The 26,814-nt window shown below is 68.0% G+C and carries 24 protein-coding genes and 1 riboswitch; of the genes, 16 read left to right on the forward strand and 8 right to left on the reverse strand.

Going from position 1 to position 26,814, the window contains the following annotated elements:
* The 4 genes from KRX55_RS05640 to KRX55_RS05655 are packed head-to-tail and all read right to left on the reverse strand — an operon-like array spanning position 1 to position 4,598.
* Complete coding sequence (locus tag KRX55_RS05640) at positions 1-1,800, reverse strand: ABC transporter ATP-binding protein (RefSeq protein ID WP_218406802.1); 1,800 nt, start codon at positions 1,798-1,800, stop codon at positions 1-3.
* A gap of 1 nt (position 1,801) precedes the next feature.
* Positions 1,802-3,307, reverse strand: coding sequence for an ABC transporter ATP-binding protein (locus KRX55_RS05645; protein WP_218406803.1), 1,506 nt, complete (start codon positions 3,305-3,307; stop codon positions 1,802-1,804).
* Complete coding sequence (locus tag KRX55_RS05650) at positions 3,304-4,023, reverse strand: energy-coupling factor transporter transmembrane component T (protein ID WP_218406804.1); 720 nt, start codon at positions 4,021-4,023, stop codon at positions 3,304-3,306. The genes KRX55_RS05645 and KRX55_RS05650 overlap by 4 nt, the downstream gene beginning before the upstream one ends.
* Positions 4,020-4,598, reverse strand: coding sequence for an MptD family putative ECF transporter S component (locus KRX55_RS05655; protein WP_218406805.1), 579 nt, complete (start codon positions 4,596-4,598; stop codon positions 4,020-4,022). The genes KRX55_RS05650 and KRX55_RS05655 overlap by 4 nt, the downstream gene beginning before the upstream one ends.
* 263 nt (positions 4,599-4,861) lie before the next feature.
* On the opposite strand from KRX55_RS05655, the gene KRX55_RS05660 reads away from it, so the two are divergent.
* From KRX55_RS05660 to KRX55_RS05710, 11 genes are all read left to right on the forward strand, one after another.
* A complete protein-coding gene (locus KRX55_RS05660; protein WP_218406806.1) occupies positions 4,862-5,710 on the forward strand; it encodes a TatD family hydrolase in 849 nt (282 codons plus the stop codon).
* Positions 5,711-5,946: 236 nt separating this feature from the next.
* On the forward strand, positions 5,947-8,076 hold the full coding sequence (locus KRX55_RS05665) for an ECF transporter S component (protein ID WP_218406807.1): 2,130 nt from the start codon (positions 5,947-5,949) through the stop codon (positions 8,074-8,076).
* Entirely contained in the window at positions 8,073-8,879 is an 807-nt protein-coding gene (locus tag KRX55_RS05670) for an energy-coupling factor transporter transmembrane component T family protein (protein WP_218406808.1), read from the forward strand. The genes KRX55_RS05665 and KRX55_RS05670 overlap by 4 nt, the downstream gene beginning before the upstream one ends.
* Before the next feature lie 207 nt (positions 8,880-9,086).
* Positions 9,087-10,232 (forward strand): resuscitation-promoting factor, encoded by a 1,146-nt coding sequence (locus KRX55_RS05675; RefSeq protein ID WP_255567595.1) that lies wholly within the window; start codon positions 9,087-9,089, stop codon positions 10,230-10,232.
* A gap of 68 nt (positions 10,233-10,300) precedes the next feature.
* On the forward strand, positions 10,301-11,212 hold the full coding sequence (rsmA, locus tag KRX55_RS05680) for a 16S rRNA (adenine(1518)-N(6)/adenine(1519)-N(6))-dimethyltransferase RsmA (RefSeq protein ID WP_218406809.1): 912 nt from the start codon (positions 10,301-10,303) through the stop codon (positions 11,210-11,212).
* Entirely contained in the window at positions 11,209-12,135 is a 927-nt protein-coding gene (locus KRX55_RS05685; RefSeq protein WP_218406810.1) for a 4-(cytidine 5'-diphospho)-2-C-methyl-D-erythritol kinase, read from the forward strand. Before rsmA ends, KRX55_RS05685 begins: the two co-directional genes overlap by 4 nt.
* A 13-nt stretch (positions 12,136-12,148) precedes the next feature.
* Positions 12,149-13,984, forward strand: a complete 1,836-nt coding sequence (locus tag KRX55_RS05690) for an ABC-F family ATP-binding cassette domain-containing protein (protein WP_218406811.1) — start codon at positions 12,149-12,151, stop codon at positions 13,982-13,984.
* Positions 13,985-14,214: 230 nt separating this feature from the next.
* On the forward strand, positions 14,215-14,703 hold the full coding sequence (locus KRX55_RS05695; protein WP_218406812.1) for a hypothetical protein: 489 nt from the start codon (positions 14,215-14,217) through the stop codon (positions 14,701-14,703).
* Positions 14,704-14,781: 78 nt separating this feature from the next.
* The gene (locus tag KRX55_RS05700) at positions 14,782-15,105 is read left to right on the forward strand and encodes a putative quinol monooxygenase (protein WP_218406813.1); all 324 of its coding nucleotides are present in this window, start codon (positions 14,782-14,784) and stop codon (positions 15,103-15,105) included.
* Positions 15,106-15,185: 80 nt separating this feature from the next.
* Entirely contained in the window at positions 15,186-16,079 is an 894-nt protein-coding gene (gene ppk2 / locus KRX55_RS05705) for a polyphosphate kinase 2 (RefSeq protein WP_218406814.1), read from the forward strand.
* Positions 16,080-16,177: 98 nt separating this feature from the next.
* Entirely contained in the window at positions 16,178-17,260 is a 1,083-nt protein-coding gene (locus KRX55_RS05710) for an enoyl-CoA hydratase/isomerase family protein (protein WP_218406815.1), read from the forward strand.
* A 58-nt stretch (positions 17,261-17,318) separates the two neighbouring features.
* Here the strand turns inward: KRX55_RS05710 and pnuC are convergent, their stop codons facing one another.
* Together pnuC and KRX55_RS05720 are read right to left on the reverse strand one after the other, a co-directional pair.
* Positions 17,319-18,056: a nicotinamide riboside transporter PnuC gene (gene pnuC, locus KRX55_RS05715; protein WP_218406816.1), complete on the reverse strand. Its 738-nt coding sequence runs from the start codon at positions 18,054-18,056 to the stop codon at positions 17,319-17,321.
* A gap of 122 nt (positions 18,057-18,178) precedes the next feature.
* Positions 18,179-18,331, reverse strand: a riboswitch (FMN riboswitch).
* Between the two features lie 14 nt (positions 18,332-18,345).
* Positions 18,346-19,611, reverse strand: coding sequence for a DUF6882 domain-containing protein (locus tag KRX55_RS05720; protein ID WP_218406817.1), 1,266 nt, complete (start codon positions 19,609-19,611; stop codon positions 18,346-18,348).
* Positions 19,612-19,738: 127 nt separating this feature from the next.
* On the opposite strand from KRX55_RS05720, the gene KRX55_RS05725 reads away from it, so the two are divergent.
* On the forward strand, positions 19,739-20,107 hold the full coding sequence (locus KRX55_RS05725) for a GntR family transcriptional regulator (RefSeq protein WP_218406818.1): 369 nt from the start codon (positions 19,739-19,741) through the stop codon (positions 20,105-20,107).
* Here the strand turns inward: KRX55_RS05725 and KRX55_RS05730 are convergent.
* Positions 20,047-20,721: a TetR/AcrR family transcriptional regulator gene (locus KRX55_RS05730; RefSeq protein ID WP_218406819.1), complete on the reverse strand. Its 675-nt coding sequence runs from the start codon at positions 20,719-20,721 to the stop codon at positions 20,047-20,049. The two genes, KRX55_RS05725 and KRX55_RS05730, sit on opposite strands and share 61 nt — an antisense overlap.
* A 519-nt stretch (positions 20,722-21,240) precedes the next feature.
* Here KRX55_RS05730 and KRX55_RS05735 point away from each other — a divergent pair.
* From KRX55_RS05735 to KRX55_RS05745, 3 genes are all read left to right on the forward strand, one after another.
* Positions 21,241-21,507, forward strand: a complete 267-nt coding sequence (locus tag KRX55_RS05735) for a FeoA family protein (protein WP_218406820.1) — start codon at positions 21,241-21,243, stop codon at positions 21,505-21,507.
* 76 nt (positions 21,508-21,583) lie between these two features.
* Positions 21,584-23,593, forward strand: a complete 2,010-nt coding sequence (gene feoB / locus KRX55_RS05740) for a ferrous iron transport protein B (RefSeq protein WP_218406821.1) — start codon at positions 21,584-21,586, stop codon at positions 23,591-23,593.
* 11 nt (positions 23,594-23,604) lie between these two features.
* Positions 23,605-23,886: a FeoC-like transcriptional regulator gene (locus tag KRX55_RS05745; protein WP_218406822.1), complete on the forward strand. Its 282-nt coding sequence runs from the start codon at positions 23,605-23,607 to the stop codon at positions 23,884-23,886.
* Between the two features lie 32 nt (positions 23,887-23,918).
* Here the strand turns inward: KRX55_RS05745 and KRX55_RS05750 are convergent, their stop codons facing one another.
* Positions 23,919-25,571, reverse strand: coding sequence for a peptide chain release factor 3 (locus KRX55_RS05750; RefSeq protein WP_218406823.1), 1,653 nt, complete (start codon positions 25,569-25,571; stop codon positions 23,919-23,921).
* Positions 25,572-25,668: 97 nt separating this feature from the next.
* Here KRX55_RS05750 and KRX55_RS05755 point away from each other — a divergent pair, with 97 nt between their 5' ends.
* Complete coding sequence (locus tag KRX55_RS05755) at positions 25,669-26,715, forward strand: nitronate monooxygenase (protein WP_218406824.1); 1,047 nt, start codon at positions 25,669-25,671, stop codon at positions 26,713-26,715.
* Positions 26,716-26,814: the final 99 nt, after the last annotated feature.

Raw genomic sequence — 26,814 nt, forward strand, 5'->3', positions numbered from 1 at the left:
TCACTTCCCTTCGGTGCTGAGGCCCATGAGGGCGTCGATGGCGGGGTCGGTGACCTCGTCGCCGGTGAGTCGGCCGGTGATCCGGCCTGATTCGAGACGGATGATCTGGTCCGCGCCCCGGACGGACTCCGGTCGGTGTGCGATGACCAGCACCGTGCGCCCCGCGACGAGCCTGTTCAGTGCGAGCTGGATCTCGGACTCGGCGTCCGGATCGGTCGCGGCCAGGGCCTCATCGAGGATGAGAATCGGGGCATCGGCAAGTAGCGCACGGGCGATGGCGATGCGTTGCGCCTGGCCGCCGGAGAGGTCCGTCCCGGATTCACCGCCGATGACGGTGTCGAGCCCGTCCGGCAGTGCCTCGATCTCCTCGGCTATGCGGGCTGAACGAGCCGCGGCCCAGACCTCCTCATCGGTCGCCTCCGGAGTGGCGAGTCGGATGTTCTCCCGGATCGTGAGCTGGAGGAGCTTGGGGTTCTGGAGGACGAAGCTGACCTCGCCGTAGAGCTGCCGGGTGGTGAGTTCACGGATGTCGACGCCGCCGATGAGGACGCGTCCGGAATCCGGGTCCGTGAACCGCGCGAGCATCGTCGCGAGAGTCGACTTACCGGAACCGGACGGACCGACCAGCGCGGTCACCGTCCCCTCCGGGCAGGTCAGGTCGACATGATCGATGGCGGTGTTCCCGGTGCCGTCACCGTAGGAGAAGCTGACGTCCTCGAAGTGGACGGTGTGCCCGTCGGGTCTCCCGCCGGAGCCCACCGGGAGTGACGGGGCGCTGAGGGTTTCCTGCAGTCGTTTCGCCGCGGCTCCGGCCGTGAGATAGCCCCAGGATGAGTTGGCCATGACGACGACGGCCGTCGGAATGACGAGCGAGATGAGGGTCGTGGCGAGGACGTCCGCGATGGAGACGGTTCCGTTTCGCACGAGCAGTGAGCCACCGGCGAAGTTGACCAGGATCAGCAGGGGGACGCTGATGATCGCCTCCGCTATCGCGGACCGGCGCATCTGTGGTCCACACCAGTCGTAGAAGAAGGAGGAGAACCGGTCCGCGGCATCGGCGTACCGCCGGTGGGCACGACCGGTCTGCCCGAACGCCTTGACCACCTCGATGCCGTCGGCGAACTCGACGGCGGTCGCGGAGACGTCGCCGAGCAGGACGTCCATCTCCGTGGTCTTCTCCGCCATGCCGCGCATCGACAGGATCATGATCAGGATGTACAGGGGCAGGTTCGCCACGGCGAGCAGACCCAGCCGCCAGTCCACGATAAACGCGTAGACGATGAGCGCGACGGGGGCCGCCGACGCCGCGGCCGACTCCACGGGTGCATGGGCGATGAGTGTGTGCAGGGTACGGATGTCGTCCTGCACGGCCTTGCGCACCCGTCCCGAGTTGGTGTCGCTGAACCACGCCAGCGGGGCGGTGGCGACGCGGGCGACCAGGCGGTTGCGGACGAGGGTGCCCAGTTTCAGGTCCGCGTAGTGGGTGATCCCGAGTCCCGTGAGCATCAGCATCGCCTGGGCGGCGAAGGCGCCGATGAGCCATGCGGTCACGGTGGTCACCTCGGCGCGGTCGGGTGACACCCCGGACGCCCGTGCCGTGAGGAAGATCTCACCGAGCCGGACGAGGGCGATGTAGGGGGCGATGGCGGCGATACCGGAGAGCACACCGAACACCCGCCCGACGTTCAGTGCCCCCGCGACGGGGGAGAGCAGTTCCTTCAGCGCCGCCTTCTCCGCGGCGGAGCGCTCGGCGGCATCGGTGATTCTCTCATCGTCCGGTTTCGTGTGGTTGGTTGTCATGTCATTCCTCGGATTCGTGTTCTGTTCGGTGTGGTGTGAGTTCGATGACACGGTCGCAGCAGGCGGCGATCAGTTCGACGTCGTGGCTGATGACGATCACCACCGCGCCGGCCTCCGCGAGCTCCCGCAGCTTGGTCGCGATCGCGTCCAGATGCGCCAGATCGACCCCGGAGGTGGGTTCGTCGAAGACGTAGATCCGCTTGTCCTGCGCGAGCGCTGTGGCGATGACCAGCCGTTGGCGTTGGCCCCCGGACAGTGACAGCGGGTGGCGGGTGGCCGTGTCGGCCAGGCCCAGTGCCGCCAGCAGCTCGGCGGCGTGGTCACCGCCGTGGTGGTCGCCGTCCGTACCGAGGGTGACCTCATCGATGACGGTGTCCGCGAACAGCTGCCGCCCCGTGTCCTGCATGACGATGTACCCGTTCGCCGCCCTGGCCCGGGCGGAGAGGGGACGGCCCGCCAGCGAGACGCGACCACCCCTGGCCGGGTTCTCGAGTCCGCAGATCAGTCGGGCGAGGGTGGTTTTCCCCGCTCCGTTCGGTCCGGTCAGTCCCGTGACGGTTCCTGCGGGGAACACCATGTGGGGGATGTCCAGTACGGTCCGTGACCCGTACGAGAAACGGATGTCCCGTAGCTCCAGACCGTCGGTACCGGCCGGGGCCCCGGGGTCCGCCGTGGGGACCGGTGCCACTGGACGGGTGAGCGATCTGAGCCCGAGTCGTCGTCGCGTGCCGTCGTCGAGGGTGAAGAACTCCCGCCCCGTGAAGCTGCGTTCGATACGGCCGTCGCGTAGGTAGTGCACCGTGTCGGCCAGATCCCGCAGGTGGTGGAGGCGGTGCTCGGCGGTGATGATTGTCGTACCCTCTGCCTTGAGCTCGGCGAGCAGTTCCGCGAGCTCGTCGACGGCGGTCGGCGAGAGGTTCGATGTGGCCTCGTCCAGGAGCAGGACAGGAACCCCGGCAACGACCGCGCAGGTGCACGCGACCCGTTGGAGCTGCCCACCGGACAGGGTCGACAGTTTCCGTCCGAGGAGTCCGGAGATTCCGCACCGTTCGGCTGCCGCGGCGACCCGGGCACGGATCTCCGGGGGAGCGACCCCGAAGTTCTCCGGGGTGAAGGCGAGCTCCGTGATCACCGTCGAGGTGAAGAACTGCGTGCGGGGATTCTGGAACACGGTGGCACTCAATCCCCCGACCTCCGCCAGAGGGGTCGTCGGCATGTCGGATCCGCTGACCCGGACCGTTCCGCTGATGTCGCCCGGATGGAAGTTCGGGGCGAGGCCGTTGATGAGACGGAGCACGGTCGATTTCCCGGAGCCGGATGGGCCGCAGAACAATGTGAGGCTTCCCGGTGAACAGCTAAGGGTGATGTCGCTGACCCCACGCCCGGGCTCCGCCGGCGCCGTTGTGTCGGTCCCGACAACCCCGAAGACATCGTCGGCTCCGGCGGCGCGGTCGGCGCGGTAGCTGAAGCTGACGCCGTCGAGGGTGATCCGTCCCGTGCCCGTCATCGCTGCAGCTCCAATCCGCTGAAGTGCAGGCCCACGAGCGCTGCGACGGCGAGCAGCAGCACCAGATCGGTCAGGCCGAACCCGATCCGGGTCACCGTGGTCGGGCGGACGGTTGATCCGTCGGGCAGGGTGGTGACCCCCAACCCCCGGATCAACGCGGCGGCAGCCAGCTCGTCACTGATCCGGATCGCCGAGGACAGCAGTGGGATGACGACGTAGATGCCGTAGCGCACCGGGTGGAGCAGCATACCGAGCACGCCGGGCCGGATTCCGCGCAGGCTCATGGCCTCGTTGATCGCACGGGTCTCCGCCAGTAGTACGGGGAGAAACCGTACGACCACGGCCAGCGGGATGATGAGCCAGTTCGGGGCGTGCATCCTGCGCAGCGCCGCATTCAACTCCGTGGGGCGTAGCTGCGTGAGGACGAACGCGGCGATACCGACGGCGACCGTGAACCGGGAGATCCAGTAGGCCAGCACCCCCGCCAGCGCCGCAGGTGAGTTCGACCAGTGGGCCGGGATCCAGTAGGCGCCGGCCGTCAGGATGGAAACCGACACCAGGATCACGATCGCCCAACGGGTCCGTCCCGTGACCAGGAGAGCCGTGACCGTGAGCAGTGCGCCCGCGATGGCCACGAGTTGATCGGTCCGGCCCATCATCAGGGCGTTGACGGTCAGCAGCAGCAGAATGAGGGTGCGTGGATCGGCGTGTCTCACGCCAGCCCTGCCCGTGCGAAGTTCCGCCGCCCGACGCGGACCCCGATCCGTCCTCCGATCAGGGCCAGGACGAAGACGAGGATCATCCAGACGATCATGGACCGGGGCTGCAGGAAGAACTCCAGTGCATCGATGTAATCCTGGCCCATGGTCCCGGCGATGTCATCGACATACCGGGTCGAGTTGTACAGCAGGGGCACCCACGGTGCCATGTAGAGCTGGGAGAAGATCGCGTAGGCGACGGGCATACGCCAGCTGCCGCGGAGACGGGCGAAGGCGATGTCGCCGCCGAACCCGGCGAGGGTGGAGACGATCGGGGTGATCCAGGGATGCCCGGTGAGGACGAAGAGGATACCGACGATCAGGCTCATCAGGGTCAGTGCGCCCATCTTCGGGGTACGCGCGAGATACAGGGCTATGACGGTGCCGTTGAGCAGCAGTCCCAGTCCGAACCCGACGAACATGATCAGGGGGCCGATCATCCCGAGCATGCCGGTGGCGAAGAGGATGAGGAAGTAGATGACGGTGAAGATACCGACATTGATGAAATCTCTGGTGTCGAGGCGGGATGCCACTCGGTGCTCCTTGGGATGATGAGGTTCGCGGTGCGACCGCCTGATCTTTTGATCTCTCGTGCCGTTTGCGGATGGGGGCACCCAGGGCCCGTGCTCCATAACTGTGATCGATATTCAGTAATAGCATAGGCTTACCCTTTTCGACAGGGGGGTGGGATGATTCTTGGGGACTTTCCCGTGACCGGGTGTCATCCGGCCGGAATCCTGTGCCGGATTCATGGTGCTTCGTGGGGGCCCGTCGGTGGCCGTTAGAATCGACCGACATGGCCAAGAACAAGAAGCCCCGCCCCACACCTGTTCCCGCTGACCGAGTCGCGGGACTCGTCGACGCCCACACACACCTCGCGAGCTGCGGTGCCAGCACCCCGGAGGAGGTCGATGCCATCGTCGCCCGTGCCGTGGACGCCGGTGTCGAGAAGCTCTGCACCGTCGGCGACGGGCTGGATGAGGCGTGTGCCGCACTTGAGGCGGCCAACAACCACGAGCGGGTCTACGCCGCGTGTGCCGTGCACCCCACGAGGGCGGATCAGATGGATGACGTCGTCCGCGCCCGACTCACCGAGATGGCCCGCGATCCGCGCTGCGTCGCCATCGGGGAGACCGGTCTGGACGCCTACTGGATCACCCGGTCCGACACCTGCGCGTCGATGTCCGCCCAGGAGGAGGCGCTCCGCTGGCACATCGACCTCGCCGTCAGTTCCGGGCGAACCCTGATGATCCACAACCGGGAGGCCGACGCCGACCTCCTGCGGATCCTCGCCGATTCCCCGGCGCCCCGGGAGGTGATGCTGCACTGCTTCTCCTCTCCACTGGACGTGGCGGAGGAGGCCCTGTCCCGCGGATACGTCCTCTCCTTCAGCGGCAACGTCACCTTCAACGCGAACGACCACCTGCGGGAGGCGGCGCGGATCGCCCCTCCGGGCCAGCTGCTCGTGGAAACCGACGCGCCCTACATGACGCCCGTCCCGTACCGCGGAGCGAAGAATGAGCCGGCGCTCATCGGGCACACCTACGCGCGGATCGCCGAGGTCCGTGGTGTGGAGGTCGGGGAGCTCGCGGACGAGGTCAACGCGACGTTCGACCGGATATACGGACTGGATCTGCCGGGCTGAGCCGCCACCGGAGGGTCGGGAACGCAGCTGAAGACCGCGGGTGAGATAAGGTTAGCCTGATGGTAATTCCGCCGGACCGCACCGGGCGGAGCTGATGCTCCGCTCCCAGTCCGGTGACCGTGTCTCTCCGTCCGACCCCGCCGAGAGGATCGCTCCGTGTCCCCGCAGTCACCGCAACCGCCGTACCTTCCGCAGCACCGCGACGCTTCCGGGGGCCGATGCCCGCTGATGCCGCTGTGAGCGCGGTGAAAACCTCCGACGGTGCCCCGCAGCGGAGGAGCCGGTTCCGGCTCCCGGCCCTCACCACCCGGGCGCTCATCGTCTGCTGCGTCCTCGGTGCCGCATCCGGGCTGATCATCCAGATCGCCCGCCCCGTGGGCTGGGTCCTGAAGGTCACTGTCCCGTGGCTCGCCTTCCCCACCCCCTTCCCGTGGATGCTGCCGATGATCACCGCGGCGTTGCTGCTGCGCCGACCCGGGGTCGCCACGATCACCTCCGTCGTCGCCGGGATCGTGGGGTTCAATCCCTTCTCGCCGATGTCGGGCCTGATCATCGACGCGGTCCTCGCGCCGTGGACGCTGCGCGGGAACCGTGACTCCAGCGGTGGCTGGCTGCTCGCGGCCATCCTCGCCAGTACGGCGGTCGGCGCGGTCAACTGGATCTCCATGTTCTTCTACCGCGAGTTCCTGCTGCTGGACACCGTCTGGATCGTGATGGCCGGGGTCGTGCGCATCGGTCTCGGTGCGGTGTACGGCTGGCTGGCGTGGCTCCTGGCCGAGCGCCTGATCGGTGCCGGATTCGACCTGCGCGGTATCGCGCTGGACAAGGCCCGGTCCCGGGACTCCGGCCGGATCACCCGGACACCGGGTAGGGGAGACGTGGCTCCACGTTCCGCGGAGGTCGTCATCGACCACCTGAGTGTCACCTACCCGGGTGCGTCGGCGCCGGCGGTCGATGACGTGGACATCACCCTCGAAGCCGGCAGCTACACACTGGTGTCCGGACCGACCGGGTCCGGTAAATCTACCGTAGCGCTGTCGGTCGCAGGCGTGCTGGGCGCGGGATTCCCCGCGCACACCACCGGATCGGTACGGATCGACGGCACCACCGTAGCCGGCCCCGAGGGCACGGTCGCCCCGGTGGCCGACGTCAGTCGACGGGTCGCCGCGGTCTGGCAGCACCCGGAGAGCCAACTCTTCGCCGCGACCGTGATCGACGAGATCCGGCGGGGACTCGACCACCTCTGCGTTCCGGCCGAGGAGGGGACCCGCAGATCCCTCGCCGCACTCGACGATGTCGGGCTGTCCCACATCCATCCGCTGCGCGACCCCTGGACCCTCTCCGGCGGCGAGCAGCAACGGCTCGTTCTCGCCGCGGCTCTCGTCCTCGACACCCCGGTGCTGGTCCTCGATGAGGTGACCAGTCAGCTCGACGACGAGGCGACGGAGCGGTTCACCGAGGTTCTCGAACGGATCCGGAGCACCAGGGACATCACCGTTCTCGCGGTCGACCATCACGCTGAGGCGCACATGGGACTCGCGGACCGGGTCGTCGTCATCGCGCCGGGCGGCTCGGTGGCGGTCGACGGCACTCCCGCGGAGGTCTACGGACGGCATTCCGCGGAATGCCGGGAACTGGGATTACGGGTGCCGGAACCCTGGGCCCACGACGAGACCTTCGTCGGCTCCGGCCGGGACTGCCCCACGGCGTCGAGCGGCACCGCGGTGGACGGGGGCCCCGGGATCCGCCTTGAAGGCGTCGGTGTCCACGGGCACGGCCGGGAGCTTCTCGACGGCGTCGACGCCGAGGTTCCGGCGGGTTCGGTCCTCGCACTACGTGGCCCGAACGGATCCGGCAAGACGACGCTGATCCGGGTGTTGTCGGGTGTGCGTCGTGGCCTCCGTGGACGGGTGTCCCCGGATCGCCGGGACCGGATCCGGGCGGGTATCGGCTGGGCCCCGCAACGCAGCGGCGACCTCATCCTGAGCGACACCGTCGACGCCGAGTTGAGCGCGGCCGCCCGGGCCGCGGGTCTCACCGCCACCGAGGACGATCTCGCCGGGTGGCGGTGCATGATCGGGCTGACGGACGCGGGGGACAAGCATCCGTTGAAACTCTCCGGAGGACAGCGGCAGCGTCTCGCGGTCCTCGTCGCGATGATCGGGGAACCGGAGCTCGTGCTGCTCGATGAGCCGACGAGCTCCCAGGACGGCACGGGGGCCCGGCAGATCGCCGACATCATCTCGACCCACGCCGGGGGCCGGGTGACCGTCATCGCAACCCATGACCCCGATTTCGCCGATGCGGTGGCCACCCACCGGATGCGTCTGGTCGGCGGGAAGACCGAAGGAGTGAACCCCGCATGAGTTCCGTTCCAGAGAAGATGCGGACGCTGACGGAGCGGGAACGGACCGCCGCTGTCCGTGCCTACGACCGCCGCACGACACGCAGCCGGTGGGCGCACCCGCTGCTCGTCACCGCCGCGGTGGTTGTCCCCATGGTTGTCACCCTGATGGCCCGGGGGCCGGAACTCCCCGCCGTCGTCCTGGCCGTCACCCTCATCGCCATCTGGCTGCTCAGCCCCAGGTGGGGGCTCGCTGCCACGCTGTCGCTGCCGGTGCTCGTGGTCGTCGTGGGGCTGAGTTTCCTGTTCTGGCTCCCGGATCCGCCGGTGCCTTCGCCGTCGGTGGACTGGCTGCCCGGGGACCCGCCACGGGAGAAGGTGCTGCAGGGTCTGACCGGGGGTCTGCGGACGACGGCCGCGGGCACCGTCGCGGCCCCACTGCTGCTCATGGTGACCTGGCGCGAGTTCACCGACACCGTTCTCCGGTACATTCCGGTCAGCTACCGGGTGGTGGACATCCTCGGCCTGGGATTGCGCTACCTGCGCATCATCGGTCGGGACCTGCTGACGGTCGGACGGATGTCCGTGCTGCGGTCCCGGGGAAACAGGGTGGCGCAGCCGAGGGTGATGGCCGCAGCGACCGTGCCGGTTCTCGCCGCGTCGATGCGTCAGGGCGAGCAGCTCTCCGTCGCGGTCGACGGTCGGGCCTTCGGCGCCTACCGGACCCGGACACTGCACCACGCGATCGAACTACGGCCCGTGCACTGGGTGCTTCCCGCCGTCATCGTGGTCGCCAGCATCGTGGCGCTTCTCGTCCTCGGGTGACTCGGGACGCCACGGCAACGGTGAAACGGACGGGGTCCGGGAAATCGCCTGTCACCTGCTGTGACTCCTGTGGCTTAACTCCCGCTGAAAGGTCGACAAGCCTGGTGTCGTTACCGTATCGTGACGGTGATTGAGCCGGGTGGCGGACTGGGTCCGCCCGTACCGGACCCCAGTTCATCCAGGCAGACAGGTATTCCCACCACCATCATGACAGCACAGCACCGGCAGTCCCGTATCAACCGTCTCAACGGCAGCCGCAGCGTTCCCCTGCGCATGGCCACCGGCGGCATGCTCGCGACCCTCATGGTCGGTGGCGGCCTGGCGGTCATCGCCAAGAAGGATGTGGCGCTCGACGTCGACGGGGAGACGATCCGGCTGGCGACCCTGTCCACCACCGTCGACGATGTGCTCGACGAGGCCGGCGTGGATCTCCGCTCTACGGAAGCCGTGGTCACCCCGGCTCTGGGGGCGAGAATCGAGGGACAGGACGCCCGGATCACCGTCCGCACCGTCCGCCCCGTGACCGTCTCCGTCGACGGTGCGCCACGTACCGTGGAGACCACCGCACTCACCGTCGGCGCCCTCATCGAGGAGCTGGGGACCGTCGGTCCCGAAGACAGGGTGAGCGCCTCCCCGGACACGACCCTCCCGGTCTCCGGGTTCACCCTGGAGATCACCACGCCGAAGACCGTCGATCTCTTCGACGGTGGCACACGGCGTACCGCGACGGCACCGGTGGCGACGGTCGGCGATCTCCTCGACGCGGAGGGCGTGACCCTCGGTGAACTGGACACCATATCCCCGTCCGTGGATGCACCGGTGACCGAAGGCATGAGTATCGTCATCGACCGGATCCGCACCGACACCGTCACGGAAACGGTGCCGTTCACCGTCCCCCCGGTCTACGTCGACGATCCGGAGGCCGAGCAGGGCACCGAGACCGTCACCGCGGAAGGTGTGGAAGGTACCCGTCGGATCGTCCGCGACGTCCGCTGGGTCAACGGCCGTGAGGTCGCGAGCACCGTCATCGAGGACACGGAACTGAGCCCGGCCGTTCCGGCGACCATCGCCCGTGGTACCCGCCCGGCGGCCCCCGCCGTCACGAACGGTTCCGTCTGGGACGCTATCGCGCAGTGCGAGTCCACCGGCAACTGGTCCATCAACACCGGTAACGGATTCTCCGGTGGTCTCCAGTTCACCCCGTCCACCTGGTTGGCCTTCGGTGGCGGACAGTACGCTCCGATGGCGTGGCAGGCGACCAGGGAGCAGCAGATCGCGGTGGCGGAGAAGGTCCGGGCCGGTCAGGGCTGGGGTGCGTGGCCCGCCTGCACCTCCAAGCTCGGCATCCGCTGACGTCCCCTCCCCGGTCTCCGGGGCGGATGGCCGTTCCGGTACCGTACTGCGGTAGATTTGGCGACATCATGGATACGCCCCTGGAGAAGTCCCCCGCAGGTCCACGGCCTGCCGCGCTGCTCGGCCCGGTGGAGATCCGGCAGCTGGCCGACGAGCTCGACATCACCCCGACGAAGAAGCTCGGGCAGAACTTCGTGCACGACCCCAACACCGTCCGCAGGATCGTGGTGGCCGCTGCGGTCGCGGACGACGATGACGTCGTCGAGGTGGGCCCGGGGCTCGGCTCACTGACTCTCGCTCTGCTGGACACGGTGCGCTCGGTCACCGCCGTGGAGATCGATCCGCGGCTCGCGGGCCGACTCCCGCGGACCGTCGCCGACCGGGCCCCAGACCACGCGGACCGGCTCACGCTCATCCTCCGGGACGCGTTGACGGTGACACCCGAGCACTTCCGGGCGGCCGGAGCCCCCGTCCCCACCGCTCTCGTGGCGAACCTGCCGTACAACGTCTCCGTCCCGGTGCTCCTGCACCTGCTGGCCGAGTTCCCCACGATAAACAGGGTGCTCGTCATGGTCCAGGCTGAGGTCGCCGACCGGCTGGCCGCGGCACCCGGATCGAAGATCTACGGGGTGCCCAGCGTGAAGGCCGCGTTCTACGGCACGGTCCGGCGGGCGGGATCCATCGGCACGAACGTGTTCTGGCCCGCCCCCAAGATCGATTCCGGGCTCGTCCGGATCGATCGTTTTCCCGCGGGAAGTGAACCCTGGCCCGTCACCGCTGAGGCCCGGGCCGCAGTGTTCCCCCTCGTTGACGCGGCCTTCGCACAGCGGAGGAAGACCCTCCGCGCCGCCCTCTCCGGACACTACGGCTCCGGTGCTGCCGCGGAGCAGGCACTGCGTTCCGCGGACATCGACCCGGGGCTCCGGGGGGAGAAGCTCGGTGTGGCCGACTTCGTCCGGCTCGCGGGAGTCGGACGTTGAGCGCGGTCACCGCCCTCGGGCACGCGAAGATCAACCTCGCCCTCGTCGTGGGGCCGCTACGTGCCGACGGTTTCCATGAACTGGACACCGTCTTCCAGTCACTCGATCTCCACGACCGCGTCACCGTCACCCCCGCCGACGGTCCGACCGGTGTCCGCCGGCTCACCGTCGAAGGACTCGGAGCCGCGGATGTACCGACCGACCGGAGCAATCTCGCCTGGCGGGCCGCGGAACTCATCCTCGACGACGCCGTCGGTGCTCCCGCGGTGGACATCCACATCACCAAGGGCATCCCCACGGCCGGTGGCATGGCGGGTGGTTCCGCGGATGCCGCGGCCGTACTGCGGGCGACCGCCGAGGTGATCCGTGAGGCCACTGGAACGGTGCTCTCCGAGGAGCGGTTGCTGGGGCATGCGACAGAGCTCGGATCCGACGTCCCGTTCACCCTCCTCGGTGGGACCCGCCGCGGAACCGGACGGGGAGAGCGGCTCGAGGAGATACCCGCGACCCGGACCTGTCACTGGGCGCTGGCGTTCAACCGGACGGGACTGTCCACCCCGACGGTGTTCCGGACCCTCGACCGGATGCGGTCCGGCTCCGCGGTCGCCCCCGGCGACACGGCCGGGCTCCGGGCCGCGCTCCTCGCCGGTGCAGGACCCGGGGAGATCGCACCGTTGCTGGTCAACGATCTCGAGGCGCCCGCACTGCACCTGTCCCGGGCTCTGGCGGAAGTCCTGAATGTCGGGCGGACCGCCGGGGCGCTGGCCGGAATCGTCTCCGGATCGGGACCGACCTGTGGTTTCCTCTGTGCCGATGCCGGCACCGCCCGCCGGGTCGCCGAAGCGGTGACCGGGGTGGGCGACGTCATCATGACGGCGACCGCCACCGGGCCGGCGCCCGGGGCCGAACTTGTTTCACGATGAAAGGTAAGCGGCTGTGGCCAATCTGATCAATCTGGAGAACGTGTCCAAGACCTTCGGTCTGAAGACGCTGCTCGACTCGGTGAGTATCGGTGTGCAGACCGGTGACCGGATCGGTGTCGTCGGACTCAACGGTGGTGGCAAGACCACACTCCTCGAGATCCTCGCGGGTATCGAACCGCCGGACGCCGGCCGGGTCTCCCACACCGGGGACCTCCGGATGGCAGTGGTGACCCAGCGGGCGAACCTGACCGACACCGACACCGTCGCCGACGTCGTGCTGCGTCCGCTCGGGCTGGACACCTATGAATGGGCGTCCCAGGCCCGGGTCCGGGAGGTCCTCAGCGGACTCGGCATCGTGGATCTCGGGCTGGACACACCCGTCGGCCAGTTGTCCGGCGGTGAGCGGCGTCGGACCAACCTCGCCGCGGCCATGGTCCGGGACCTGGATCTGCTCATCCTCGACGAGCCGACCAACCATCTCGACATAGAGGGGGTCCAGTGGCTCGCCGCGCATCTCGTCGCACGCCGGTGCGCCCTCGTCGTCGTCACCCACGACCGGTGGTTCCTCGACACCGTGGCCACCCGCACGTGGGAGGTGCACGACGGTGTCGTGGACGCCTACGAGGGTGGCTACAACGACTGGATGTTCGCCCGGGCGGAGCGGGCGCGGCAGGCCGACGCGATCGAACAGCGACGGCAGAACCTCGCCCGGAAGGAACTCGCTTGGCTCCGTCGCGGTGCACCCGCGCGGACGTCGAAGCCCCGCTACCGGATCGAGGCCGCCGAAGCATTGATCAGCGACGTCCCCGCGCCCCGGGACACCGTGGAACTCATGGCCTTCTCGCGGAAACGGCAGGGGCGGGTGGTCATCGAGCTCGAGGACGCGACGATCACCACCCCGGACGGCCGCGAACTCGTCCGCGATCTCACCTGGCGGCTGAACCCGGGCGAACGGATCGGTCTGGTCGGGGTGAATGGCTCCGGGAAGACCACCCTGCTGCGTACCATCGCCGGGGAGCACGAGCTCGCCGCGGGGCGCAGGATCGAGGGTAAGACGGTCCGTCTCGGATGGCTGCGCCAGGAGCTCGACGACCTGGATCCCGATCAGCGGCTCCTCGACGCTGTGGAGGATGTGGCGAGCTACGTACAGATGGGTAAACGCGAGCTGAGCGCCTCACAGCTGGCCGAGAGGTTGGGTTTCTCCGCGAAACGCCAGCGCACCCCCGTCGGAGATCTCTCCGGTGGTGAACGGCGCCGACTGCAGTTGACCCGGGTGCTCATGGCGGAGCCGAACGTGCTGCTGCTCGATGAACCGACCAACGACCTCGACATCGACACGCTACAGGAGCTGGAGAGCCTGCTCGACGGCTGGCCCGGAACCCTCGTGGTGATCTCGCACGACAGGTATCTCATCGAGCGGGTGTGTGACAGCACGTGGGCACTGTTCGGGGACGGTGACCTGACCAATCTTCCCGGTGGGATCGATGAGTACCTTCAGCGCCGGGCGCGCGCGGAGGCGGAGGGGAACACGGGGGTCCTGAACCTGGGTTCCGCCAATGACCTCGGCGGATCGGCCGCCGGGGCGTCGGACGGTGGCGCCGGTGGGGTCGATAGAAAGATGTCCGCCGCGGAGGAGCAGAGGCTGACGAAGGAGATGCGGTCCGTGGAACGGAAGATGGGCAAGCTCCAGTCCCGGCAGGCCTCGCTCGCGGCTGAGATGGCCGAGGCGGCGCAGAACCTCGACCAGTCGAAACTCGTTGAGCTCGATGCACGCAGAGTCGAGTTGGAGGAGGAGATCGATCAGCTGGAGACCCAGTGGATGGAACTGGGGGAGGCGCTCGAGGGCTAATGTTGTTACCCCCCGTATTGGGGGGAGTGGTAACGAAACTCTGCACCGAATGCGCAATACGTTAAACTGACGCCTACTTAAGAGAAGGCTAAAAGCCGAAGGGTATTTGTGAATATCCTCATTCGGCCGTGTTCGCGGAAGGTGGTGTCCGGTTGAGTTCGGAGGAAATTCGGGGTGCGGAGACGACCCCGAATTCGGACGGGCGCGACCGGAACATGAGGTGCCCGCACATGCTCGGCGCGCTGATCGTCCTGCTCTCCCTGGTGGCGGTCGGGGTGTTCATCGGAACGGACGTCATGCGTTCCGGGGGGATGGCCGACCGGGATGGTCGGGGATCCCTCTCCGGGCAGGTGGACTCGCCGGGATCACCGGGAGGGGAGGATTCCGGTCCGATCCCGCCACTGCCGTACTCGACCCCGGAATGTGACGGATCAGGTGTTCTCCTCCTCGGTGACTACGCGACCGTGGAGGATGTCGGAACGGCCATGACCCGGACCCTGGGGGCCACCTACACCTCATCGACGACCTGCGGTTCCCTCGGTGGGGACGGCGACGCTCCCGGATACTACGTCGTCTACCTCCCCGTTCTCGGAGACAGGGATGATCTGTGCCAGGCCCTCGAGAGCACACGGGCACGGCTCGACACACCGGTCCGGGCGACCCTGCTGGACGATGAGATCCACACCACCGACAGCCTCTGCCCCCAGGTCGACGACTGACCACGGTGACCCGCCGCGTGCCCGGATGCACGTTCCGCTGCACTGATGACACCATCACGCTGCGTTAGGATTGAGGCCATGATCCTCATCAACGTACGTTTCAACGTCAAGCCCGGGCACGCCGACACCTTCCGGGAGACCGTCGCGCCGTTCACCGATGCGACGCGGGCCGAAGACGGCTGTCTCTTCTTCGACTGGTTCCGGTCCACCGACAACCCGAACGAGTACATCCTCGTCGAGGGTTTCAGGGACGACGCCGCCGAGGCACACGTGAACTCGGATCACTTCAGGAAGGCCTGCGAGCTCTTCCCGACCGTCCTCGTCGAGACCCCCCGGATCATCAACACCCTCATCGAGGGGAAGACCGAGTGGGACCGGATGGCCGAGTTCAGCGTCGACTGAGGTCCCTCTTCCCGTGTGTTCCGGAGCGGGGGCCGGAAGTATGCTGACCACGCTCCGCCGTCAAGGGTAGGCTGGTCAACATGGGTAAAAAGGATGCGAAGAAACCGCCGAAGCTGTCCAAGAAACACTATGAGGCCGAGCTGAAGAGGCTGCAGGCCGAGCTCGTCGACATGCAGCAGTGGGTCGTCGAGACCGGGGCCCGGGTGGTCGTCGTCATGGAGGGGCGCGACGCCGCGGGCAAGGGCTCCGCCATCAAGCGGATCACCCAGTACCTCAATCCCCGCACCTGCCGCATCGAGGCGCTGCCCGCGCCCAGCTCCAGGGAACAGGGGCAGTGGTACTTCCAGCGGTACGTGGAGAGGCTGCCCACCGCCGGCGAGATCGTGATCTTCGACCGGTCCTGGTACAACCGCGCGGGTGTGGAGCGGGTGATGGGGTTCTGTACCTCGCAGGAGTACCGCCGTTTCCTGCACCAGGCCCCCATCTTCGAGCGACTGCTCGTCGAGGACGGGATCATGCTGCGGAAGTACTGGTTCAGTGTCTCGGACGAGGAGCAGGTGAAGCGCTTCACCTCCCGTCGTGAGGACCCCCTGCGCCGCTGGAAACTCTCCCCGATGGATCTGCAGTCGATCACCCGCTGGGAGGACTACTCCCGGGCGAAGGACGAGATGTTCATCCACACCGACATCCCGTCCGCCCCCTGGTACACGGTGGAGAGCGAGGACAAGAAGCGGTCCCGCATCAACGTCATCAGCCACCTGCTGTCGACGATCCCCTACGAGAAGATCGACCGCGAACTCCCCGAGATCCCGCAACGTCCGCAGTCCACGAACGACTACGAACGGCCCCCGCGCAGTGACTTCCGGTATGTGCCGGACGTCGCCGCGGAGCTGGAGCTCGCCCGGAAGAAGCAGAAGAAGGAAGCGGCCAAGGCCGCGAAGAAGGACAATAAGTCGGGGCACAAGAAGAAGTAGTCTCCGCTAGGGACGGCACGATCCCCGGGGTCACACCCAGGGGATTTTCCGTGCGGAAACCGTGGCGCGGTCGTGGTGGGATGTGACAGACTTCGTACATGAAACAACGTCCCACCCAGAACCTCGTCAACGCTTTCGTCCGACACACGACCGGTGTGCTCGAACTGAATCGGCCGAAGGCCCTGAACTCCCTCAACCACGAGATGGTGGACATCATCTCGGAGGCCCTGGAGACGTGGCGGGACGACGATTCCGTGCACCGCGTCGTCATCTGTTCCTCGTCCGAACGAGGCTTCTGTGCGGGCGGGGACGTCCGATCCTGCCGCGAGGAGGGTCTGTCCGGGGACTTCGACTCGGGTGACCGGTTCTTCCGTGCCGAGTACGAGATGAACCGGCAGCTCGAGGAGTTCCCGAAAACCATCGTCGCCGTCATCGACGGCGTCGCGATGGGCGGTGGGCTCGGCGTGTCCGTCCACGGTTCCCACCGGGTCATCACGGAGAAGGCGTTCGCCGCGATGCCCGAGATGGCCATCGGGTTCATCCCCGATGTCGGCACCACCTGGATGATGCAACGGATGGTCGGGGAGAGCGGGGCTGCGATACCGGAGCTGGCCACGTTCCTCGGGATCACAGGGTGGCGGCTGACACCGGCTGACATGCTCTGGTCCGGCCTCGCCACGGATCTCATCGCTTCGGAGGACGTCGACCGGTTCATCGACACCGTCATCGCCGAGTCCCTCGACGATGCACTCGAGCAGTACGCGCGCCCCGTCGACTTCGTGGATGCCGGGGAACTCGAGGGGATGCTCCCCGACATCCGGGACACCTTCGGGCACGACTCCTGGGCGGAGATCGACAACGCGCTGAATTCCCACGGCAACGCCGGTTTCGTTGCCCGGGTCCGGGAACTGATGGCGAAATCCAGCCCCACCTCGGTCGTCGCGGCGGCCGAGCTCTACGCGGCGAACCGCGAAGCCCGGGACATCGCGCACGCTCTCGAGAACGAGTACGCGTTGGGGGCGGTGCTCCGGAGGGAGCACGACTTCTCCGAAGGTGTGCGCGCCGTTCTCGTGGACAAGGACCGGAACCCGGCCTTCGACCCCTCCGAAACAGGGGAGGTCGACGTCGACTTCTACCGGACGATCCTGCAGCACCGTCAGCCACCGGGTGTCCCGTCCTGACCGCGCAGGGCCCGCACGCGTACCGCGCGTGCGGGCCCTGCCGTCGTCGGACGGAAGATCAGACCGTGGCGTGCAGCCGGTCCGGTTCGGGTGACTCGTCCGACTTCTTGTGCACCTTCATCCAGACGGTGAAACCCCATATGACGAACGCCCCGTACACGATGTAGAGCACGGCGGAGGGGTAGTAGCCGGCGGCGAGGAGAAGGGGGACGCCGACTATGTCGACGCCGATCCAGATGAGCCAGAACTCCGTCCAGCCACGGGCCATCCCGTAGGTCGCGAGCACGGAACCGGTGAAGATCCAGGCGTCGGCCCACGGGCCCCAGGACCCGAGCGCGGAGAAGATCATCGCGCACCCGACGGTCCCGACGACGCCCGAGATGAGCAGTCCGAGGCGTTCGCGTCCGGTGGCCCAGCGGGGCTGGACCGCGGCGGTGTCCTCGTGGGGCTCGGTCACGATGGACCGGGAGGGATCGGTCTCCGCGGATTCGCGGAGACCCTGCTTCCGGGCGCGCGACCACTGGTACCAGCCGTAGACGGAGACGATGAGGAACATGACCTGACGGCCGGCCTGACCGTAGAGGTCCAGTGCCTGGGGGGTGTTGAAAACCCCACCGAGGAAAACGGTGAACAGGAGCAGATTTCCGACGATCCCGATGGGCCAGGCCCAGACGACGCGCTTCATTCCGCCGTACGCGCTGGCGAGTCCGAAGGCGTTGCCGATGATCTCGCGCCAGAGGATGGGGACGCCGCCGATGGAGATCGTGGCGTCGAGTAGATCGGTGAAAGGATTCATGGTTCTCCCTGATGTGAAAGAGGGGTGTGGACATGGATCCTCGGGGCTGAAAAACTGCCCGGTCGCAGTCGGGACGGGTGGGCCGCGGGTACGGCTCACCGACGTCCGGGTACACCGGCCGTGCAGGTTCTCTCTCATCCGGACTATCACCGTCGGCTCCGGAATCACACCGGATCTGCTGACCCACCGCACGGCATCCGTGTGGTGGCGCTCGCGGGCTGCACCGTGAAGGTGTCACCGCCGGTGGGGACTTCCACCCCGCCCTGAGAACACCGATAAGCTTAGTCGGTCATCCGACGGTCGTGTTCATCACCCTGCCGTCGGGGGAGAAGTGTACGGTCACCGTTCCGTCCTGCGTCCGGAGCTGCACGTACTCCCGGGATCCGGGGTCGGGGGAAATCCCGAGGCCCCGGTGCCGCGCGTACGCGGCGACCGCGCGGCGTGCGTCGACTCCTCCCAGTTCGACACCCCGGATCGTGTCGATGACCGCACTGACGACCGGCACCGTGGGGGCGGGAAGGACGAGACCGCGGTCGGAGAACACCACGATCGCCCAGGTGTCGGCGGTCAACTGCGCCGTCGTGTGGAACCACCTGCCGAGCACCGGTTTCGCCGCGGAGACGAGGTCGAGCTCCCGGGCGAGCGACAGTGGAAGTGTCGGGGACACGAACACGGGGATGCCCTCGCGGCGTCCGAAGTCCCGGATCCGGTGGCAGTCGGCTGTACCGGGTGCCGCGGAGATGTTGCGGTCCGCCCAGCCCCAGCACCAGGTGTCGCCGGTGACGGTGGCCAGGACGACCCCCCGGGCCTGCATCCGGGGACCCGCCGGCGTCTCCAGGGTGATCAGCCCCTGCACGGGGTCCGCGATGGCCGTGGCGCCGGGAAAGGTCGCATCCAGGTACATCTGGGATTCGATGGAGGGGAGCAGCGCATCGGCGCGGACGGGATCGATGTCGAGCCCACCGGCGATGTCCCGCAGACGGCCGTCCTCCACCCGGATGGCGGCGCCGTCGGAGAACAACCACACCGGTCCGTCGACCCGGACGTCCAGGCCACGTATCGCCGCGAAGCCGGACAGTGCCCGGGGGAGGTCTTCGCCCGCAATCGGGATCCCGGCCGCCGTGATCAGGGCGGTACGGGTGTCGCCCATGGGTTGCGGGGGATCGAGGCACACGACCGCCGTCGTGCCGTCCGGCATCGGGGCGAGCAGCCCCGGGGCGCAGCCGTGGAGGGTGCGGGCGGCGGTGAGGAGATCGTCGGTGGCTGGGCGGGTTCCGGACAGCTGCGGAATCCCGAACCGGGCGGCCGCATCTGCCGCCCGGGGGCCCCGCCAGGTCCACCTCCCGTCCCGGATCTCCGCGACGACGGTTCCGGCGGTGGAGACGTCCGGTGCCCCGTGGCGGGCTGCGCGGACCTCCATCCGGTCGCCGTCGCGGTTGAACTCGATTTCCCCGGGTCGCCCGATCAGTGCCGTGAACGCCGCGTCGGCGTCTGCGCACGCGATCGTGCCGTCGGTGACGATCTCCGCGAGTGTCCGGGGTGCTGGATGTTCCATGGGGATGCTCCTTCAGCGGGGTTGTGGATCCACCTTATCCGTCGGTACCCGACGGCCTCCGGGTGTCGACCGTGTACTAGCCTGAGCGGTGCAGTTGTACCTGTGACAGTGGAGGATCCCACCCCCGATGGACATCCGTCTCGACCCGCTATCGGACACCCCGATCTTCATGCAGCTCCATGACGGGATCGTGGGAGCCATCGCCCGTGGCGACATTTCGGCGGGCGAGCACCTGGATTCCGTGAGATCGGTCGCCGGCGCGCTGGACATCAATCCGGCGACCGTGAAGAAGGCCTATGATCTGCTCCGGTCGGAGGGGATAGTCGCGACGAGCCACCGCTCCGGCAGTGTGGTGCTGGCCCCGCGGGAACCGGTGCCCGGGGCCGAGGAACGTCTGTCCGCGGAACTCCGGGCGCTCGTCGCCCGGGCCCGTTGTCAGGGCATCGACGGATCGACGGTCCGTGGCCTGGTCGAGAAGGAAATCGGGCGCGCCTGACCATCGGTCGGCGTGGGAGTTCCGTCCACCCCGCCCCGGACCACGGTGAATGCCCTTCTGATGAGGGTGAGCGGATCGTCGACGTCGCGTCCGTGCCGGGTCTCGAAATCGTGGTAGATCAGCGCCACGAATCCGGCGTGCAGGATCGCGTGAACCGCGACCATGTCCTCGAAACCGGTCAGGCCCAACTGTTCTGTGAGGATCCGGTCGACCGCGTCACGGAGTGCCGCGAGCTGGGGTTCGCCGGCGTCCGCGGGGTTCGTCGACAGTAGTGCACGCGTCAGCCGGTCGAGGGCGAAGAAGGAGTCAACGCCGACGGCCCCTGAGGTCACCTCGTTGATGACGAGCTGTTCCACGGCGGAGATCGGGTCGCTGTCCCCGGCGAGGGCGGCGAGCTTTCCACCCAGCTCCTCCATGCTGGATTCGATGAACGTGAGCAGTGCCTGTTCGCGGGAGTCGAAGTAGTTGTGGAATGTCCGCTGCGAGACTCCCGCGGCCGCCGTGATGGCGGCGACGGTCATGCCCTCGACCCCCTGCTCGTAGGCGAGTTCGGCGGTGCACCGGGCCAGGGTGGCCCGGGTGGTCGCCTTCTTCGTCTCGCGTATTCCGGTCATGCGTCAAGTTTAACGCGCCGGTTGCTGGTCACCCGTTGGGCGGTGAGAGCTTCATCTGTCGTGTGAAGCACGTCGGATACCTTAGTTCGGGGGGGGGTGTGGTGAGGGTCTCAACGCCCGGCCGGGGTCGTTCGAACGCCGGGTGCTCCGTGTGTCCGGCGAGTGTGGCGTCGTGTGCCGTTACCCGGCCCGGGCGTCCCGGCGCCAGGGTGTTTTTCTGCTGTGAAGTGCGGTTTTCCGTCGTACCGGAGATGGATTCCAGGTGCTGTCGGGCGAAGATCATCAGGCATGGGAAGCCTATCTAATTGAGGATCATATGCAGTAGTGAAGCCGTGGTGCATGAACGAGTGCAGGGGGCGTTAAGTGAGGCTCAATTAGGCGGCTGTTTTTGCGAGTGGCGAGCGTAGGTTAAGCAAACAGGAGGACATTCATCCTCCCCGGCCCGGTATCCCCGATCCGATCACCGGTCCGCGCACCCATTCACCGGGGCTGACCGGCCCCACGTCGAGAGGACTGACCATGTCCACGGTCGAACAATCCGGAACCGGGAACGCGGGACACCCCGGTCCGGTCACGCTCTACAGCCTCAAGGCAGGTTCGGGCGGGGTGATGGTCCGCGCGGGGTCCGAGCCACGACTGCGGCGCCGACTCGCTGAACTCGGTTTCCGGAACGGATCCCGCATCGAGGTCGTGCAGACCTGCTCCGGCGGCGCCCGGATCGTGAGGATCGGGCAGTCCCGCTACGCCCTCGACAGACGCACCGCAACCGACATCTACGTCGCCTGAACCCACCCCCGGTCTCCTGCGGCACAGCCGCCGCCGGGTACCGGTTCACTCCCCATCACCGAAGCGGACGGACATCATGAACACCCACACGACCCGAGCGAAGAACCACGGAGCTTCCTGCCACGGGAGCGGAGGGCTCGCACCGGCGCCACCCGGAACCCCCGTCGTGGCTCTGGTCGGAGCCCCTAACGCGGGAAAATCCACGCTGTTCAACGCCTTGACAGGGGCCCGGGCCGTGATGGGGAACTGGCCGGGGACCACGGTGGAGGTCTGCCGTGGACGCTGGCGCACCGGGACCACGAAGAACCGCACCGTCGACATCATCGACTTCCCCGGTGCCTATTCACTCGATCCGATGAGCCCCGACGAGGAGTTCACCCGCGCGAAGCTCATAGAGGATCCCGTGGACGAGCGCCCCGACGCGGTTCTCGTCGTCGTCGACGCCGCCAATCTGGCCCGCTGCCTCTACCTGGTCGCCCAGATCGCGGAGGAGCCCTACCGCATCGTCGTGGCACTGACGAAGCTCGATGTCGCCGCTTCCCGCGGAATCTCCGTCGACGTTGAGGCACTGTCCCTCGCGATGGGGGTGAAGGTCGTCGCCGTCGATCCGCGCCGCAACGAACTGTCCGATCTGACGGACACGGTCGCCCTGGAACTCGAACGGAGCTCGTGCTGCGTGACACCCGTCCGACCCGTCGCGACGGGTGACGGTGCGGGGAAGAACGGGGAGGATGCGGACTTCGCCCGGGAGGACGCCCGCTTCGCCTGGGTGGATGAGGTCTGCCGGAAAGCCGTGACCAGCAGTCCCGCCGCCAACAGCATGTCCGACCGGATCGACCGGGTCGTCCTGCATCCCGTGGCGGGGCCCCTGGTGTTCCTTGCGGCGATGTGGCTCGTCTTCCAGATCACCACGACCGTGGCGTCCCCGTTGCAGGACCGTCTGGGCAAGCTGTTCGACGGACCGGTCACCGACGGCGCGCGCCGTATCATGGACGCCGTCGGTCTCACCTGGGAACCCCTCCGTGGGTTGGTCACCGAGGGGCTGATCGGCGGGGTGGGCATGGTGCTGACCTTCGTGCCGCTCATGGCGCTTATGTTCCTCTGTCTGGCGGTGCTCGAGGACTCCGGCTACATGGCCCGCGCGGCGGTGGTCGCAGACCGGCTCATGCGCGCCATCGGACTTCCGGGAAAGGCATTCATCCCGCTGATCGTGGGCTTCGGCTGCAACGTGCCTGCGATCTCCGCGACCCGGGTCCTGGGTTCCGCGCGCCAACGGTTGGTCGCCTGCCTGCTGGTCCCGTTCACCTCCTGCTCGGCGCGACTCACGGTCTACGTCATGGTCGCCAGCGTGTTCTTCCCCGAGCATTCCGGGACCGTGGTGTTCGTGATGTACCTGATCTCCATCGGGCTCGTGGTGCTCACCGGACTCGGGCTGCGCACGATGGTCTGGCGGACACTCGGATCCGAACCTCTCGTCATCGATCTTCCCGTGTACCAGCTTCCCGGCCCCAGGCTGGCGCTGTCCGTGATGTGGATGCGGCTGAAGGGTTTCCTGCACACCGCCGGCCGCATCATCGTGGCCACGGTCATCGTGGTCTGGGCGCTCCAGTCCACCCCGGTGGTCGGGGGATACGGTTTCGGTGACGAGGACCTGCCGCCCCAGGACAGCGCGTACGGTGCCGTGTCCTCGGCTATGGCACCGGTGTTTGAACCCGCGGGCTTCGGCACCTGGTCTCTCACCGGGCCGTTGATCACGGGCTTCGTGGCCAAGGAAGCGGTGATCTCGTCGTGGGCGCAGACCTACGCGGTCGATGATCCCACGGACGCCGATCCGGAGGAGCAGGCGGAGAGTCCGCTCGCGGCCGCGATCCGGGTGGACTTCGCCGGGGCCTCCGGTGGACACGCCCTGGCCGCGGTGTGGGCCTTCATGATCTTCCTGTTGGCCTATACACCGTGCGTGGCGACGCTCGCGGCCCAACGGCGCGAGATCGGCCTGTGGTGGACGGTGGTCGGTATGGTCGTCCAGCTGACCGGTGCCTGGGCATTGGCCGTCCTGGTGTTCAACGCACTCAAGCTGGTGCTGTGATGGAGGGGCCGTTGACGAGGGTCTCCGAGGCCATAGCCGACGGGGCGGTGAACCGTCGGGCCATCGTCCGTCAGACCGGGCTCGGCGCAGATCTGGTCGATGCCGCGATCGAGCGTCTGGAGCGGATGGGGAGGCTGTCCCGCGCGCCGCTCGGCGCGTTCTGCTCGGGGGGTGGGTGTTCCTGTTGCCCGGCCGCCGGGTCCGGGGGCGGGTGTGCCTCCGGTGGGGGATCAACCGGGCCGGTGGCCCTGGTTCTGCGGCGTCGGGGCGGGGACCCGACCCCCGGTCACTGAGCCGGTCGCCGACCGACCCGTTCCTGTTGCGGTCAGTCGGCGACGAGCGCCTCGAGCGTGAACTCGGGGTGCTCCTTCTCGATGAACTGGAGGCGCCACTTGTCGCCGAACAGGGCGATCAGTTCACCGTCCGTGCGGGTGAATACCTCGACACCCCGCTGTTTCGCCAGTTCCGGAACGGTCGCGGCGTCGGTGCGCCGGGCCACGGTGTACGGGACCGCGTCGGTGACGGTCTCCACGTTGTACTCGGCGAGCATCCGGGCCTGCATGACCTCGAACTGCATCGGGCCGACGGCGGCCATCACGGGCGCGGCATCACCGCGTGCGTCGTTCTTGAGGACCTGGACGACACCCTCGGAGTCGAGCTGTTCGAGCGCCTTGCGGAACTGCTTGTACTTGCCCAGTGACTTCGCCCGCAGGGTACGGAAGTGCTCGGGTGCGAACTGCGGCATCGGCGGGAACTGGACCTTGCGGCCCTCGTAGATGGTGTCGCCCGGCGCGAGGGAACCGGCGTTGACCAGACCGACGATGTCACCCGGGTAGGCGGCCTCGACGGTGGAGCGGGTCCGTCCGAAGACCGTCAGCGCGTACTTCGTCGAGAAGCTGCGCCCGCTCTGTGCGTGGGTGACCTGCATACCGCGGGAGAACTCGCCCGAGACGACCCGCATGAAGGCCAGGGAGTCGCGGTGGTTGCGGTCCATGCCGGCCTGCACCTTGAACACCACACCCGAGAAGTCGTCGCCCGGTGCCCGGGATTCGTCGACCGCGGAGGACGCGGCCGCCAGGACCTTCGGGTCCGTGTGTCGGGCCGCCGGCCCGGGCGCGAGCTCGCAGAGCGCGTCGAGGATCTGGTGCACACCGAAGTTGAGCATCGCGGAGGCGAAGATGACCGGGGAAGTGGTGCAGTCGAGGAAGAGATCCCGGTCGTGGACGGCACCGTCCGCGGTCATCAGCTCGACCTCCTCCACCGCGGTCTCCCAGGCGACGTCCTCCTTCTCCGCGGCCTCATCCGGGGTGAAGTGCTCCTCCGGGGCGATGGTGGAACCACCTGCGGTGCGGATGAAGTGGATGTACTCCTCGATCTCCCCTTCGGCGTCCAGGCGCGCGAGCCCGCGGAAGTCGCCGGCCTCGCCGACGGGCCAGAACAGGGGGGTGGGCTGCAGCCCGATCTCCGCGACGATCTCGTCCATGAGCTCGAGCGGCGACTTGCCCGGCCGGTCCCACTTGTTGACCACGGTGACGATCGGCAGGCCGCGTGCCTTGCACACCCGGAACAGCTTCAGCGTCTGCGGCTCGAGGCCCTTGGCGCCGTCGATGAGCATCACGGCGGCGTCGACGGCGGTGAGCACCCGGTAGGTGTCCTCGGAGAAATCCGAGTGGCCGGGGGTGTCGACGAGGTTGATCATGTACGGCTCACCCTCGTGGCCCGCCGGGGCGTACTCGAACTGCAGGGCCGAGGAGGCGATGGAGATTCCACGGTCCTTCTCCATCTCCATCCAGTCGGAGACGGTCGCCTTGCGGCCGGCCTTGCCGTGCACCGCACCCGCCTCACTGATGACGTGCGCGTGCAGCGCGAGCGCCTCGGTCAGGGTGGATTTACCGGCGTCCGGGTGGGCGATCACCGCGAAGGTGCGGCGGCGGGTTGCCTCGGACGCCGGATCGTTGTGGGTGGTGCTCTCGCTCATGTTTCGGTGCAACTTTCAGACGAACGGCCGGACGGGGGTGGAAAACGTGACTCCCGTCAGGGTACGCCATCAGCTGCCTCCCGTTAGCCTGGGCGCCATGAGCATCGTCGAAGACCTCACCTGCCCGGTCCTCGCCGCCCCCATGGCCGGGGGCCCGTCCACGCCCGCGCTCGTCGACGCCGCGGAGGCGGTGGGGTCACTCGGGTTCCTCGCCGGCGGGTACCTGGGGGCGGAGGACCTGGTGGCGCAGATGGATGCGACCCGCGCCACCCGGTTCGGAGTCAACCTCTTCTACCCGCAGGCCGCTCCCGACGCCACCGATCTCGCCGCCGTCGCGGACTACGCGCGGGGGCTGGCATCCCGGATGCATCGACTGGGGCTCGACCCGGGAAAGGTCCCCGGATGGCTCGCCGCCGCTGACCCGACGGACCGTTTCGCCGCGAAGCTCGATGCGGTGTGCGGTGTGGATCTGCGGCGGAGACCCGCCGTGGTGTCGTGCACCTTCGGCCTGTTCACCGCGCGGGAGATCGATCGGCTCCACGGGGCGGGGACGGAGGCCTGGGCCACCGTGGCCGATGTTCCGGCCGCGCGGGATGCGGTGGACAGGGGAATCGACACGTTGATCGTCCAGGGGCCCGGTGCCGGTGGACACCGTGCCACCCGCACCGTCGCCGAGGAGCCCGGTACGCAACCGCTCCCGGAGCTCGTCGCCGCCGTGCACCGCGCCGTCGACGGCGCGGTGCCGCTCGTCGCCGCCGGTGGGCTGTCGGACCCCGTCTCGGTCGCGGAGGCACTCGCACTGCCCGGGGTCGTCGCGGTCGCATCCGGCACGGCGCTGCTGCTCTCGGACGAGGCCGGTACCGCGCCGGTGCACCGTGCCGCACTCGCCGGTGCTCCCCGCACCGTCGTCACCCGGGCGTACTCCGGACGTCCCGCCAGGGGAGTGGCCACCCCGTTCGTCGAGGGCCCCGGCGCCGCTGCCCCGGCGGTCTACCCGGGGGTCAACGCCGTCATGCGGCCGATCCGGGCCGCCGCCGGGCGGGGTGGGGAACCGGAGCTGTTCGCGGCCTGGGCCGGGACCGGGGTCGCCCACGTGGAAGGTGGTTCCGCGGCCGATGTCCTGCGTCGGCTCGCCGGTCTCTGACGCTTCAGGGCAACTGCCCCCGGGGGTGAAGAAAACGGACACGTCGAGCGGGAAATTGGATACCGTGGTGTTGGTATGTCCCGTTGCGTTCATACACCC

Origin of the sequence: Corynebacterium sp. TAE3-ERU16 (assembly GCF_019209935.1) — a bacterium.
Taxonomy (GTDB): Bacteria; Actinomycetota; Actinomycetes; order Mycobacteriales; family Mycobacteriaceae; genus Corynebacterium; species Corynebacterium antarcticum.

Excerpts from the sequence above, each read along its gene's own strand:
- KRX55_RS05640 (WP_218406802.1), bottom strand. The coding sequence starts at position 1,800 with ATGACAACCAACCACACGAAACCGGACGATGAGAGAATCACCGATGCC.
- KRX55_RS05645 (WP_218406803.1), bottom strand. The coding sequence starts at position 3,307 with ATGACGGGCACGGGACGGATCACCCTCGACGGCGTCAGCTTCAGCTAC.
- KRX55_RS05660 (WP_218406806.1), top strand. The coding sequence starts at position 4,862 with ATGGCCAAGAACAAGAAGCCCCGCCCCACACCTGTTCCCGCTGACCGA.
- KRX55_RS05670 (WP_218406808.1), top strand. The coding sequence starts at position 8,073 with ATGAGTTCCGTTCCAGAGAAGATGCGGACGCTGACGGAGCGGGAACGG.
- KRX55_RS05675 (WP_255567595.1), top strand. The coding sequence starts at position 9,087 with ATGACAGCACAGCACCGGCAGTCCCGTATCAACCGTCTCAACGGCAGC.
- rsmA (WP_218406809.1), top strand. The coding sequence starts at position 10,301 with ATGGATACGCCCCTGGAGAAGTCCCCCGCAGGTCCACGGCCTGCCGCG.
- KRX55_RS05695 (WP_218406812.1), top strand. The coding sequence starts at position 14,215 with ATGCTCGGCGCGCTGATCGTCCTGCTCTCCCTGGTGGCGGTCGGGGTG.
- KRX55_RS05700 (WP_218406813.1), top strand. The coding sequence starts at position 14,782 with ATGATCCTCATCAACGTACGTTTCAACGTCAAGCCCGGGCACGCCGAC.
- ppk2 (WP_218406814.1), top strand. The coding sequence starts at position 15,186 with ATGGGTAAAAAGGATGCGAAGAAACCGCCGAAGCTGTCCAAGAAACAC.
- KRX55_RS05710 (WP_218406815.1), top strand. The coding sequence starts at position 16,178 with ATGAAACAACGTCCCACCCAGAACCTCGTCAACGCTTTCGTCCGACAC.
- pnuC (WP_218406816.1), bottom strand. The coding sequence starts at position 18,056 with ATGAATCCTTTCACCGATCTACTCGACGCCACGATCTCCATCGGCGGC.
- KRX55_RS05720 (WP_218406817.1), bottom strand. The coding sequence starts at position 19,611 with ATGGAACATCCAGCACCCCGGACACTCGCGGAGATCGTCACCGACGGC.
- KRX55_RS05725 (WP_218406818.1), top strand. The coding sequence starts at position 19,739 with ATGGACATCCGTCTCGACCCGCTATCGGACACCCCGATCTTCATGCAG.
- KRX55_RS05730 (WP_218406819.1), bottom strand. The coding sequence starts at position 20,721 with ATGACCGGAATACGCGAGACGAAGAAGGCGACCACCCGGGCCACCCTG.
- KRX55_RS05735 (WP_218406820.1), top strand. The coding sequence starts at position 21,241 with ATGTCCACGGTCGAACAATCCGGAACCGGGAACGCGGGACACCCCGGT.
- feoB (WP_218406821.1), top strand. The coding sequence starts at position 21,584 with ATGAACACCCACACGACCCGAGCGAAGAACCACGGAGCTTCCTGCCAC.
- KRX55_RS05750 (WP_218406823.1), bottom strand. The coding sequence starts at position 25,571 with ATGAGCGAGAGCACCACCCACAACGATCCGGCGTCCGAGGCAACCCGC.
- KRX55_RS05755 (WP_218406824.1), top strand. The coding sequence starts at position 25,669 with ATGAGCATCGTCGAAGACCTCACCTGCCCGGTCCTCGCCGCCCCCATG.